Source organism: Cohnella sp. WQ 127256 (assembly GCF_024519285.1).
Taxonomy (GTDB): Bacteria; Bacillota; Bacilli; order Paenibacillales; family Paenibacillaceae; genus Cohnella.
This window is the reverse complement of sequence record NZ_JAMZCY010000001.1, coordinates 1,433,126-1,446,986: the sequence shown is the minus strand read 5'-3', so window position 1 is coordinate 1,446,986 and position 13,861 is coordinate 1,433,126. Positions and strand designations below refer to the sequence as shown.

The 13,861-nt window shown below is 45.2% G+C and carries 11 protein-coding genes; 9 read left to right on the top strand and 2 right to left on the bottom strand.

The window, feature by feature from the left end; genetic code table 11:
• Positions 1 to 88 precede the first annotated feature (88 nt).
• Positions 89 to 3,124 (bottom strand): S-layer homology domain-containing protein, encoded by a 3,036-nt coding sequence (locus M1K58_RS06370; protein WP_256757814.1) that lies wholly within the window; start codon positions 3,122 to 3,124, stop codon positions 89 to 91.
• A 297-nt stretch (positions 3,125 to 3,421) separates the two neighbouring features.
• Between M1K58_RS06370 and M1K58_RS06365 the strand changes: the two genes are divergently transcribed.
• From M1K58_RS06365 to M1K58_RS06340, 6 genes are all read left to right on the top strand, one after another.
• Positions 3,422 to 5,245: a sensor histidine kinase gene (locus tag M1K58_RS06365; protein ID WP_256757813.1), complete on the top strand. Its 1,824-nt coding sequence runs from the start codon at positions 3,422 to 3,424 to the stop codon at positions 5,243 to 5,245.
• A complete protein-coding gene (locus M1K58_RS06360; protein ID WP_256757812.1) occupies positions 5,226 to 6,380 on the top strand; it encodes a response regulator in 1,155 nt (384 codons plus the stop codon). The genes M1K58_RS06365 and M1K58_RS06360 overlap by 20 nt, the downstream gene beginning before the upstream one ends.
• A gap of 49 nt (positions 6,381 to 6,429) precedes the next feature.
• Complete coding sequence (locus M1K58_RS06355; protein ID WP_256757811.1) at positions 6,430 to 6,987, top strand: 5' nucleotidase, NT5C type; 558 nt, start codon at positions 6,430 to 6,432, stop codon at positions 6,985 to 6,987.
• A 73-nt stretch (positions 6,988 to 7,060) separates the two neighbouring features.
• A complete protein-coding gene (locus tag M1K58_RS06350; protein ID WP_256757810.1) occupies positions 7,061 to 7,564 on the top strand; it encodes a DinB family protein in 504 nt (167 codons plus the stop codon).
• Positions 7,565 to 7,768: 204 nt separating this feature from the next.
• A complete protein-coding gene (locus M1K58_RS06345) occupies positions 7,769 to 8,425 on the top strand; it encodes a TetR/AcrR family transcriptional regulator (protein ID WP_256757809.1) in 657 nt (218 codons plus the stop codon).
• Between the two features lie 68 nt (positions 8,426 to 8,493).
• Positions 8,494 to 9,147 (top strand): formylglycine-generating enzyme family protein, encoded by a 654-nt coding sequence (locus M1K58_RS06340; RefSeq protein ID WP_256758267.1) that lies wholly within the window; start codon positions 8,494 to 8,496, stop codon positions 9,145 to 9,147.
• A gap of 2 nt (positions 9,148 to 9,149) precedes the next feature.
• On the opposite strand, the gene M1K58_RS06335 is transcribed toward M1K58_RS06340, so the two are convergent.
• Positions 9,150 to 9,395 carry a hypothetical protein gene (locus M1K58_RS06335; protein ID WP_256757808.1) on the bottom strand — a complete coding sequence of 82 codons (246 nt, stop codon included), beginning with the start codon at positions 9,393 to 9,395 and terminating at the stop codon, positions 9,150 to 9,152.
• Between the two features lie 426 nt (positions 9,396 to 9,821).
• Here M1K58_RS06335 and M1K58_RS06330 point away from each other — a divergent pair, with 426 nt between their 5' ends.
• The 3 genes from M1K58_RS06330 (at position 9,822) to M1K58_RS06320 (ending at position 13,848) form a co-directional block, all read left to right on the top strand.
• On the top strand, positions 9,822 to 10,133 hold the full coding sequence (locus M1K58_RS06330) for a transposase (RefSeq protein ID WP_256757807.1): 312 nt from the start codon (positions 9,822 to 9,824) through the stop codon (positions 10,131 to 10,133).
• 340 nt (positions 10,134 to 10,473) lie between these two features.
• The gene (locus M1K58_RS06325) at positions 10,474 to 11,580 is read left to right on the top strand and encodes a hypothetical protein (protein ID WP_256757806.1); all 1,107 of its coding nucleotides are present in this window, start codon (positions 10,474 to 10,476) and stop codon (positions 11,578 to 11,580) included.
• 36 nt (positions 11,581 to 11,616) lie between these two features.
• A complete protein-coding gene (locus tag M1K58_RS06320; protein ID WP_256757805.1) occupies positions 11,617 to 13,848 on the top strand; it encodes an NHL repeat-containing protein in 2,232 nt (743 codons plus the stop codon).
• Positions 13,849 to 13,861: the final 13 nt, after the last annotated feature.

Here is a 13,861-nt window from a genome sequence, read left to right as displayed (position 1 = left end):
TTTTTCCTGAGTGAAGCAAAATCAATATGTTGAAGATTAAAGGCAGGTTACCATATCATCGGTAACCTGCCTTTTGAACGATTTAACCTTATCCTCTTGGAGGAATGTGAGCCAACAAATTGATTAGGACTGTTACCGCTTCAGCTCTAGTTGTTTTGTCATTAGGGAAGAAGGTATTGCTGCCTTTGCCTTGCATAATACCCCTATTGCTAATAAGATCCACTGCACTTTTTGCCCAAGCGGGTATGTGACTGTCATCTGTGAAGCTCGTTAGCTTTTCTTCGGATGCCAAACGCAAAGCTCTCGCGATCATCACTGCCATCTCTGATCGAGTGATGTCTACATCTGGACGGAAGCTACCATCTTCAAAGCCTTTGATAAGACCTGCTTGCACAGCCTGAGCGACTGCTATACGTGCCCATTGACCGATCTTAGACGAATCCATGAATGACAATGCCGCACCTTCATCTTGAGATTGTAACGCGTTCATTAGCATCACTGCGAATTCTGCGCGTGTCACGGTACGATTAGGTTTAAACGAACCGTCTGGGTAGCCTTTGACAATTCCACTTCTCACTGCTTGTTTGATACTGGCTTCAGCCCAATGTCCGGCAATGTCGCTAAAGGTCATTTCAGGCGTTGGGCTATTCCCCTTGTTTGGAACGCCGAATACGGCAAACGTACCTAAATGAGTGATATCTACAGAAATTTGTTTTCCGGTTACCTGTGAGCCACTGACTTGCACCCAATTCTTCTTCATCTCATCAAAGTAGAATACAACAGGATATTCGTCAGAATTCAATTTCGTAGGATCGAACGAGATGGTTAACGTTGCCGGCTTCGTGAAGTCATCCGGAATGTTCTTAGAGATCGCATAGATGGAAGTGATCTGGTTGTTTGCATTAACTGGAATATCCTTCGGATTCAATACCTTTTCAATAGTGATTTGCAGCTCTTTAGGCGTACTGTTAGCTGGAATTGAGACAGTTACCTCATCACCTAGACTGACTGTACCTTGTTTACCAGGAGGTACTGTTAATTTACCATTGGTTGAGGAGAGTGGGGAGCTTGGTTGACCTCCTCCAACTGAACCACCCGTGTTTCCACCGTTTGAACGATTGTTAACTTGTACGGTTGCATTCCCCGTAACGGATGGATTTGTATTGTCAACGGCAGTAATCGTCACGGTTCCGGGTACTGAAGGTGCCGTGAATGTCGTACTGAACTGACCACTAACATCCGTTGTCATGCGAGATGAACCTAATCTTCCTGATGTGGCCGTTAACACGACTATAGCACCCGAAATCGGCATAGCTTGACTGTCATTTACAACGCCAGTAATTGAGACATTTCCTCCGATCGTTATTGTAGAAGGTGTAACTACAAGTTGAATATGATCGGGAACAGGTACGGCTCTATTTACCTGGACGGAAGCAGTGCCCTGAACAGATTGATTTGCAATGTCCACGGCAGTAATCGTTACGGTTTCAGGGACAGAAGAGGCCGTAAAAATGGTACTGAACTGACCCTTTGCATCTGTGGTAACTTTAGATGAGCCGAGGCTACCTGATGTGACTGTTAAGCTAACAACGACGCCAGTAGCAGGTATTTCATTGCTGTCATAAACAATACCGGCAACAGAAATGCTGCCACCAACGGTAACCATGGAAGGAGTCGCGATAAGCTCGATATGATCGGGAACAATGAAAACCATTCCCTCTGATGCTGTTGTCCAAACGATGTCCTGACTTGTTGCTAAGACAAAATCTGTTGAAGTATAACTGCCTGAAGAAGGGTTGGTGACGCTGCTGATCAAGATACTCACACTTGTGTTTGCAGCTATATTTTGCGAAAGCGTTAGTGTTGCCTCATTGGAAGCCGTTTGCGTTACGGATAGAGCAGGCACGCCTTCAATTGTATAATTGAGGTTTGAAGAGGGGAGAGTTGTGCCCACAGGTGCCTGAACAGTAAGGGTATCCGTTCCACCTATCAAAGATCCATAATGTCCAGTTGTAAATTCAACCGACCAATCCGTAACTGTATTCTCCACATTAGATGAAGGAGTCATTTTCACTTCGGATACTTCTGAAATTCGGTGCGTCCAAGTGGTTTCGAAAAGGTAGTCATCATTATAACCGCTAAAGAGAACCGTTTGACCTTTCCGACTATCGAAGACCATATTGGATAAGCTTAGCGTAGGCAAATTCGCTTCAACCTGCTCAGTCCAAGTATCACCATCCCAGAACCATACGTCATCTTTAGGAACGTAGGTTGCCTCTCCGCCAACGAGAATGACTTTCTCGATGCTCGAATCATAGACCATACTAGCAAATACGCGTGGTGGAGGCGAGGTGGCGGGTGTTCGAAGATTCCATACATGACCGTCCCAGATCCAGGTCTTATTCGAGAGGGGAGGGGTATTACTCGTATACCCACCGAATAAAACGACTTCGTCATTTTTCTTGTCGTAAGCGATGCTCGTTCGATGAATGTATGTGGGAGAGTCGTTCGGATCGACAGGCGTCACTTCTCGCCAACCCATCTTGTTCCATATCCACGTGTCGTACAAGTAGCCATACTCACCGAATCCACCATAGAGAAGGACCTCGCCATCCCCGATATAAACCATACTGAATTGTTGTCGCGCGGGAGGATAGTTCACGCTTGTATCTGCCGGCGTGACATCGTTCCATTTGGCTCCGTCCCATAGCCACGTTTTGTTATAATAGTTGACGTTCTCACCACCGAAGAATAGCATTCCATTCTCAGGACCCCCATAAGCCATTTCACCATACTCATTCGGTTCCGGAGAATCGTTCGGGTCGGCAGGTGTCACGTCCGTCCATTTGTCCCCGTCCCACACCCAAGTATCATTCAGAACATCATAGTTAAAGTCAGCTCCGCCGAAAAGCACGGTATTGCCAGTTTCTTCATCGTAAGCCATGGCCGATGCAAATCTTGCGCTTGGTCCTGGGGAGGGCGACGGAGTCACTTCCTTCCATGGAGGTTGACTGTAACCAGTTCTCGTTCCAGATGCTTCTGCCGTATTCGTGAAAATCGATCCGATCAAGCATAAAATCAGCGTCAGTATCCCTAACTTCTTTGACTTTAAATACAGATCCATGATTCTACCCCTTCATATTAAATAGATTTTTTCAGTTCCATCACTGGACTGTATGTACCTAAACTAAGTATAGGAATGACCAATAAATGAATAATGAAAGAAATCAGCATGAAATGGACCAAATCCGCGTAGGATCAGGCCTAAACGATAGTGAGGGGTGTCGAAATATTTTTCATTTTGTCGGATTATAAAGTGGATATTTTTACTGGTTGCTTCTCCAAATGGTATAATAGCTAGCGTTAAGGTCACATGAACGGATGCTTTATGGATATTTAGGTTTGTTTGGGGGTCATAGTCGTGGATACAGGTCAATTGATGTCGATATTGCTTTTTCTCGCGACGGCGCTAATGCTGTTCGTCTCTTTCTTGTCGTATCGTAAACGCCATTTGCAGGTTGCAAGAACAATGGTTTTTATGATGCTGGCGGCGTCAATTTATGCATTAGGCTATGCGTTAGAGATATTAAGCTCAAGCTTGCAAGAAGTGAAGCTATCTCTCCAGATTGAATATTTCGGTATTCCCTTCGTCACGATATTTTGGCTCATTCTGGTCATTCAATTTACGGGAGTGGCGGCTCGTTATCGACGACGTCTCGTCATAGGTCTTCTTGTCATCCCTGTGGCGATTTTTTTCCTCCATTTGACTAATGATTGGCATCATCTCATCTATAAGGAATACGTGCTGAATACAAACTCGGAACTCCCTCTATACACAACAGTTAAGGGAATTGGATATCATATACATGCCCTATACAGTTATTTCATACTTGCATTCGGAATGTTACTTTTCATCCCCATGTATTTGAAGTCCCTACCGGTCGTGCGAAAACAGATTGTAGTCCTCATATTAGGCGCGACAGCCCCCATGCTCTGCAATATCGCTTTCTTCTTCGGTATCCTCGTCGATTTAACGCCATTTGGGTTTGCCATATCTGGCCTTGTATATGTATGGGGTATTTTCCGGTTCAATCTGCTTCGATTGACACCCCTTGCGTTAGCCAAAGTGTTCGATACAATTCGGGATGGGGTTGTATTGCTCGATAATGAAAATCAAATCGTCAACTGCAATCGCGCGGCTGAAGAGGTATTTCCCATGTTGGGTACAATGAATAAGTATCCCGCGTCCGGTAAGGCTCTATGGACTGCTTATCCTGAACTATTAGAACGGATTCAAGCTGTTGAAAGTGGGGATGAACGGTTCTCATTTCAGCAATATCAGAATAATCAGCGCAAGCATTATAATTGCACCTTAACTTTCATATACGATATGGGTCAAATCCCGATCGGGAAAATGCTCATGTTCAACAATATTACGGAGCTGATTGAGAATGAGGAGAGATTGCGTGAAAATGCGAAACAGCTGTCTCACTTGAATGCATTTAAGGACAAGCTATTCACCGTTGTGGCTCACGATATCCGCGATCCCATTGCGCTTCTTGTCAGCTTGACAGAGCTGTTGGGCGAGGAGCAGACGGATGAGGAGATCGTGCATGCTGAATTGTTCCGGGAAATTAAAGAGCAAGTGCGTGGTACGTTCCAGCTTGTCGATCATTTGCTTGATTGGTATCGTAGCCAGAAAGGGGAAATCGTATTTCGTCCGCAGTCCTGGAACTTACGACAGGTTGTAAATCAAGCTTTGTCACTTGTTGGAGCTAGGGCTGGGATGAAGAATATTCAAATGATAGAGCGTATTAACGAGACGTTGACGGTGAGTGCCGACAAAGAGATGCTCGACCTCATTTTCCGAAATTTATTATCGAATGCGATCAAGTTTACGGGCATAGGCGGAACAATTGCGATTGGCGCCTTTAGGGAAGGCGATCAAGTGGTTGTTTCTGTGAGCGACAATGGAATGGGGATCGACGAAGAGACGTCCAAGCTACTGCGGCAAGAAGAGATGTTCTTTAAGGAGCCAGGTTATTCGAATGAGAGAAATGAGATGAGATTTGGCCTCGTACTTACTCGCGAATTTCTTCGCATCCATGGGGGCAATCTCCAATTCGATAGTGTACCTGGTGAAGGAACGACCTTTAGGTTCAGTTTACCCGGCACTGTTAGCGGAGCTGGAACGATGAAAAGCAATGGAATGGCGGTGAAAGCGTATGAAAATCATACTGGTTGATGATGAACCTGTGATGCATTTGATCATGCGTAAAATGCTGGCTAAGTACCCTGAGGTACAGGTCGTCGGAGCATTCACGGATACGCTGACTGCAGAGACGTTTCTGAGTGCAAATGTCGACATAGGGCTAGCATTCGTGGACATCTCTATGGCGGGCGAAAGTGGGATGTCGTTTGCTGCTAGGATGGATGAGGTGAGTCGCAGCTTACAAATCGTCTTTGTCACTTCTCATAAAGAATTTGCTTTAGAGGCATATGATCTGTCAGTTACGGATTATTTGGTTAAGCCAGTATCACAGGAACGATTGGAACGAACGATAAATCGTGCGTTAGCGGTTAGAGAATCCACTCGAGCACATTTATTGAAGCCTGCGGATGCCAAGGGGAATCGTGAAATTCTTATTACGACATTAGGTGATTTCTCCGTACAGAACGAGGAGGGCCGGGTCAAATGGATATCTAGCAAAAGTGCTGAATTATTTGCGTACTTATTACTAAATCGCGGTAAACGGATTGCTCGTTCCCGGCTCGTTACGGATATCTTCGGAGGCATGTCCAGAGATAGCGCGGAAAAATACTTGAATACGACCGTCTATCAGCTGCGCAAGTCCCTAGAACCGCTTGGTTTGCGCGAGGTTGTTCGCTCTGAAAATGATGGTTACGTTTTGGAATTATCACATACAGTTATCGATTTTGAGGAATTTGAACAGAAGGCTGGGAAGCTGGAGAGGATCGACTCCTCTGATGTTGAAGATGTGCTTCAAGTTGAGAGACTTTATACGGGTGACTTATTCGGCAATAAATCTTATGTTTGGGCGATTTATGAAGCTGAGCGATTTGCGGTCATGTATGCTTCTTTCGTGAAACGGGTTTCTGAGGAGCTAATTACCCATCGAAGCACAACCATTGCCTTAAAGCTGTTATATAAGCTATACTCGCGTAACCCACTCGATGAATCGATCTTGAGAATGCTAATGAAGATACACGGACTGGACGGGAACAAAAAGGCATTAACCGCACAATATACCGATTATGTTAAGCTTCTAAGTAGGGAGCTCGGTATTCGTCCATCGAAGGAGCTAATCTTGCAGTATGATTCACTAGTGAACAATCTTTCGACAACAAAGGATGCATAAGGTAAAGTAGGTCTAAGTTAATGTCAAAAGGCAAAGTGGAGGAAAGTGAATGAGAAAATCTATTATCGCTGTCGATATGGACGATACGATATGCCATCTCGTCAAACGCGCGATATACCATAATAACAACGATTTCCCGACTCACCCGCTTCAATATGAGGAAATGTTCGATTGGAATACGGATCACTTGCGTCATCCGGAGTGCACGCAAGATGTATTCTTCGGTCGTCCTGGGCTATTCGAGGAGCTTGATCTGTTCGACGAGCATGTCATAGAGGAGATGGAAAAACTCCACAATGCTTACGATGTCATTATCGTTACGGCTAGCGAGCCTAAATCGGTCATCGAGAAGTGGAACTGGCTCCAGAAGCATATGCCGTTCATTTCTGTCGAGAATTTCATTGCTTGCAAGCGTAAATACCTGATCGACTACGATCTCTTGATCGATGATGGTCCTCATAATTTAGTGCCTGCCCTAGAAGCCGGGAAAAAAGTACTTTGCATTCCGCATCCTTGGAATCTAAAGGCTCGTGAGCAATACGATTTTCCACTTATGACAGGTTGGAAAAATGCAAAAGAACGAGTCGATCAAATTTTAGAAAATTAATGCAGAAAAACGAGAACAAATGTGCGTATTCTGTTATAATGATGATGACCACTTCTAAAGGGGGATTTCTGAAATGTACAAACAAATCGAAGATTTTGTCACCGCTTGGAGCTATGAAACAGCAGCAACATTACGTACGTTGGAGCTACTAACCGACGAGTCGCTAGGTCAACAAATTACGAATGATCATCGCACGCTAGGTCGCCTCGCTTGGCACATTGTTCTAACCTTGCACGAAATGCCGTCGCGTACTGGATTGTCTTTCGAAGGACCTGGTGAGGACGAGCCGGTACCCACTTCGGCAGCGGAAATTGTAGCAGCCTATAATCGGACCTCGCAAGCGCTGCTAAATACCGTGCAGTCTAGCTGGAATAATGAGAATCTGCTTGTCATGAGCGACATGTACGGTGATCAGTGGCCGAACGGCTTGGTTCTGGAAGTTCTTATCAAGCATGAGATTCATCATCGTGGTCAAATGACAGTGTTGATGCGTCAGGCTGGTCTTCGAGTACCAGATCTGTACGGCCCGACGAAAGAGCAGTGGGCTGAGTACGGTGTTCCGGCACCAGCAATTTAGATAATTTCGAGTCTCGTTAAAGATTTCTAAGCTTTTAGCCCTCATCTTCTTACTGGATGAGGGCTTTTTTGCACATAGGGTAAGAAGGTGGGTGAAGTCTACTTGCTTGACAGTGCGTGGAGAATTCGATATGCTTTATTTATTCTGACTGTTCAGTATAAATAAACGGAACGTCAGCTATTCATGAAACGAGGAAGTGAAAAAATGCCTAAAGTAGGAATAGAGCCAAAGCGTCGAGCAGAAGTCATAAACGCCACACTTACCTGTATAAGTAGACACGGGATTGATGGCATGACTCTGGATAAGGTCGCGAAGTACGCGGAATGCTCGAAGGGGGTCGTCACCTATTACTTTAAGAATAAAGATAACTTGATTATAGAGGCTTTTAAGGCATTTTTAGCCTACTATGGTTTGAAGATCAATTCGCAAATTCAGCATACAATGACCCCAAAAGATATGATAGGAGTTACGTTGCAGCACATCCTACCACCTTATAGCGATGCTGAGCAAGGATTAATTAATGTGTCAGACCTTGAAGGAAATGAAAGAATGTATATTCCACATGAAGATCAAGCAAAGCTATTTCTTCATTTCTTCTCTAAAGCGGTATTGGATCCTAAGCTACAAGAAGTCGTTGCCGCGGGTTATAAGGAAGACCTTAAAGGCATAGAGAAAATTTTTGACTACGGTAACCGGGCAGGGCAAATGAAGGTAAATGATACGCAAAGTGCTGCATACGGCATGCTTGCGATGGTTGTCGGGCTAAGCTTCTTTAGAGTAGCCAATATCCAACCGATGAATGGTGAGGATAATCGATATATATGTGAGGACTATGTCAAAAAGGTAATTGGAGGAGCGTGATGAGAGAGGTTAACTCTGATGAGAAGGAGGTAAGTGAAGTGTCAGATGGGATTCAGAGCCAAGTTTCAATGCTACATATACCACGCGGAGAAATAGAGTTAAGAGATGATCGAACCAAAAGGGTATGGAGTTCTGAAATTAAACCATTCCTTCTTGCCCAATATCCTGTGACGATGGAGCTCTATTGCGCGACTACTAATAAATCTTCGATTTCTTCGGAAGAAGCTCAGAAGCCAGTTGTGAATATTTCATGGAACGAAGCGATTTATTTCTGCAATCTACTTTCCCTGAAGGCTGGATTGAAGGAGTGTTATTCGATAATCAACGAGGGGGAAGAAGTGATCTGTGATTGGGAGGCTGACGGCTATCGCCTTCCATCAGAAGCAGAGTGGCAGTACGCATGTAAAGCGGGAACGACAGGATATCGATACGGAGAGCTTGATTCAATTGCCTGGTACAATGAAAATTCAGGCGGGCATGTCCATGAAGTGGGAAAAAAGGTACCTAATGCATGGGGTCTGAACGATATGTTAGGCAATGTTTGGGAGTGGTGCTGGGATTTATATGATGAGAAGGTTTATGGCCCCTATCGTATTTTTCGTGGAGGCAGCTGGGCTGAAGTGGAAAGGGGTTGTGGGGCCACTTGCCGTCGTCGTAGTCACCCATCATTTTGCATCGATGATCTTGGATTCCGGCTTGCGCAATCTTTGCCGACTCGTTGATGTTAGCGAAAGTGAAACTTTTTCACAATTGCAGGGATATTAATATTGACCATACGTTTTAGCAAGCGAATCGGTTTGCCGTATTTTTTGTAATCATAGTCTTGCTTCGATTTATTTAGAAATTCACTAGGCAGCTCTTCGGGTGTCACATAAGCAAAAATACGTCCTTTGCGCTCAGCAATGAAGATGATCGGCGAGTCTTCATATTGTTTAAGCCACTGTTTACGTGTCATCCGGAAGACAAGCAAGGTTAATACCTCTTCATATATCTTTCCTTTGTACTTGAAAAGGAAAAATACTCCGTATTCCCCATCACTCAGCCGTGATTTTGTCCTAACGACAATGTATTTTCGCCACCAACAGGGAAGCTTTACCGTAAATCCGTATTTCGGGTCATGATAATACAATTTTGAATGCAGAACGACTTTGTTTATGATAACCACGCCCTCTTAAAGGTTAGTTAAGGACAATCTGGATCATAATTAAAATATTCATACAGCTAAGCGATTGATTGTGCATTTAGAATACAATTAGCAGGTCTCCATGCAAGGATATCAAGTGTTTCAGTCTGAGAGTCTATATGACCATATGATCAAGTCACTTTAGCCTTCACATGGATGGGCGGAATGTATGTTCCGCAGAAAGAAGTAAAGACTAGGGGCGAGGTGAAGCCTATGTCGATCATAATCATTCTATCAAGTATTGTGATTCCGCTAATGATGGCGTATGTGCAGGGGAGATGGGTCCACTTCCAATACGCATTTCATGTTGCGTCAATCGTCGCGGCGCTTATTTTTGGGAATATCGCTGCAGTATCGGTATACCAAATCATTAGGGACCATGTCGTATTTATGACGACAATCCATGCCGTCTTACTCAATCCGTTCTTTCTTGTATCGGGTGCTTACCTCGGTATGTTTTTGATCTACCAGTTATTACTCCTGACAATGAAAGCTAATGGCGAGAGCGGATATCGGAGTCCGTAGGCGGGTAGGAGTGGATTAAGGTCCTATCCCTTCATGAGTGATCACTTTCCGAGCTAAGACATTACGAATACACCCTTAAGGATAAACATTGGATGTAACTCATGGTTAATCCAATGAAATTCTTTGGGTGTTTTTTTGTGGCTATTAATGGTCAAGATTCGACAGTCTTTAACATCATCTATCGAGTATGATTATAAAAAAGTACAAGAAGTAACACATCTTAATTATATAAGGAAAATTATTATACATTTATGAAAAGTTATTGACTATATATGGGCACGAAGATAAAATTTACTTATTAGCAGGCGGTGATTGTAATCGGTTGTTGGAGGGAGATCCAATGGGCGGATATCGAGCAAGCGGTAAGGTTAAAGTAGCGGCAATCGTAACGGAATATCGCTATAATTCCCACGCTGAGGTCATAGTTGGCCGGCTTCTCGGCGGTCTAAGCTATAATCCCCTCATTGAGGTCGTATCTTTATATACGGACCAAGTACCGGAGAATGATATGAGCAGGGGAGAAGCATTACGTTGTGGGATACCCATTTACTTGACGATTAGGGAGACCATTCGATCCAGTCATTGCACAGAGCCAATTGATGGCGTCATCCTAATTGGTGAGCATGGGGACTATCCCTTAAATGAAAAAGAGCAGATGATGTATCCGCGTAGACGCTTCTTAGAGGAAACAATCGCTGCGCTGGATGAACTCGATCTCATGGTTCCAATCTTCTCCGATAAGCACCTCGCCTACGAATTTGATGATGCGATTTGGATGTATGAACAAATGAGGGCTAGAGGGATACCGTTTATGGGAGGCTCATCTATTCCACATTGCGAACATGTTCCAACGTTTGATCAACGCCATCTCAAAACCTTGCAAGAAGTCGTCGTCGTTAGCTCGGGGGGGCTCGAAGGTTACGGGATTCACGCGTTGGAGGTTCTGCAATCGCTTACTGAACAGCGAGAGGGCGGAGAAACCGGCGTCCGATCGATCCATTTACTTAGAGGTACCGACGGAGAAGCCTGGGCCGCGATGGATCGGGGAGAGTGGCCGGAGGATCTATTATTACAAGCATTAAAGGCGATACCGAATTTGCCCGCCGTGCGTCCAAGAGAGGTAGAACCCGATCCGGCTTTGTTCATTATCGAATATCGAGACGGCACGAAGGGTTATATTATTCAATTTAAGAGGCTGGTGGAGCAGTGGAGCTTCGCATTTCGCCATCAACAGCAAGTCACTGCTGCGCTCTGCGACAGTGACTTGGATCGGCCGTTTGCCCATTTTGAACGATTGACCCGAATGATTGAAGCTTTCATGATGGATGGTCAAGAACCGTTCCCAGCCGATCGAACGCTGCTTACGACCGGGATGATCTGCTACGCAATGGATTCCTTGTATGAAGGGAAGAAGCTGGATACGCCCAAGCTTGACATGACCTACTAATAACGACGACAAGTCTGCATAGGGGAGGAATAGGCGTTGAAACCAAACTTGCTAGCTGGAATACCCGAGCAACACGCACGTTTTACACAATTGCCTAATGAAGAGGGACATAATGCAGTTTGGGACTTCGTTCGATCTCCGGACGGCCGATTCTATGTCAGTGTGTGTGGGGAAAATGAGAAGCCGCTCACGGCATTGCTCTATGAATATGATCCGAATACCGGTTATTTACGACTGATCTTAGACGTTGCGAAAATATGGATTGTCGGTCCGGAGCAGATGCCTCCTAGTAAAATACATACGAGCATCGACTTTATGCCGGACGGTCGGCTGATTATGGCGACACACAATACAGCTCCGGCACCGGGGCATAAGCAATGGATGTTCGAGCAGCATTACGAGCATCCCTGGGAAGGGTACCCCGGTTCGATCCTTATGCTCGTGAATCCCGACACCAACGAGGTACAAGTGAAGGGGATTCCCGTACCGAGGGAAAGCATATATGGAGGAATGCTCGGCGACGATTCCAGATTCTATTATTTTCTCGGTTATATGAGAGGCCACTTCTATCGAGTGGATCTGGAGACAAATGAAGTGAAGGACTACGGCAAGGTGTCCGAGTTCTCCTCTTGTCGACTTGTGAAGGATTCGAATGGTCGTTTCTACGGTAGTTCTTATTCAGGAAGCTTCTGGAGGTACGATCCCGAGAAAGACGAGATCGAGGATTTGAAAATCAGATTTCTTCCACCTAGCGGGACTAAGCATCGCAGACAATTTATTTTCGCTCTCCATACTCCACAGGATACGTTGCTCATGGTCGGCAATCTAGATGGGGAAATTATCGAGCTACACCCTGAGACGTTAGAGGTTACCCGCCATGGCTCAATTCTGCCCTCCTATATCCCATCTAGTAACGCGTATGGAATTGGCGGTTTTGCGGCAGATGAGAACTTCGTCATCTACTACGGTTTGAAAACTTATGATGAATATTGTCCGATCCGATTAGTTCGCTGGGATCTTCTGAACGGAGGCAAGCCCGAAAATCTAGGATTGATCACATGGGGTGGGAAGGATTCTCAATATATTTGTGAAATGATTTTCGACGATAATGGGTTGCTCCATATGGTAGATGTATGCGGTGAGTTTTCTCCTTACATATTGGCTGTAGATGTGAGTAAGCTGCAGCCGGTAGAAGAAGATGTGCCGAACGCGGTCATTAGTCCTTATGTCGAACCCAATTACAACGGCGTTGGCACTGCAGCCTTCATGCACATCGAGGCTAAGGAGGTTAGCACGCTGCCCCTGCACCAGGTTATGGACTGGAAGGATACAGCAGTCAGTCATATGAGCGCGATTAACGGCAAAATGTATACTCTCAGCGGTAAGCAAAGCGTTATCCTAACCGAATCGGAGTTTTCTACGAACAGCCCTCTGCACATTAAACCCGTTTATGAAGGGGGCGCCCCAGTCAGCTGTATGTCGATGAGTGAAAGTATAGTAGCAGTGCTAACGACAGATCATCGCATTGTACGGATCGACTTGATTCATGCGAGCTGTGAGGTGACGGTTCTTCCACAAGAGCTAATCTTGGTTAAGCTTCAAGCCGTACTCGATGATGGAAGGCTGCTTGGTAGCGATAGCGCAGGCTTCGTATACGTGAGCGAAGGTAGCGACTTTAGAAAACTCGAACAGCTCGAAGTCGAGCCCCGTGACGGCTTTATCGTCAAGCTGGACAATGACAGATTGCTGCTAAGTGGCCGGAATGACGATATCATAACCTATTCCATGAAAGAAGAACGATCCGAGCAATTGCCAGTAAAAGCAGCATCCATTAGAGGTCGAATGTTTAAAGCGACGATTACAGGAGGTGCTGTCTTGTTGGACGGTACCGTTGTGTTGGGTACGCTGGATGGTCTGCTATTTCGTCTCACACCCGATCTACAGAATAGAAGTGTATATGGGAGGCTTTATTCCAACGGCCAGCTTCGCGACTTTATTCGCAAAGGTCATGAAGAGGTGCTCGGAATTTATGGCGGGGATAAGGAAGCGGGACATGTATTTCATTATTCGTGCAAGCATGGCTTCGTCGATCTAGGCAGACCGCGCATGATTAAAGATAATGGGGAGCTTAACGCTCTTGCATCAGAATTCGGAAATATCCATCACATCTCCCGATTGGCATACGGGAAAGAGGACGATTGCTTGCACGTGGCATCAGCCGAATTATACGGCTGCGTCATTCGATATCGTGGTATCGCATTTCCTTAAAGTGGGGGGATCG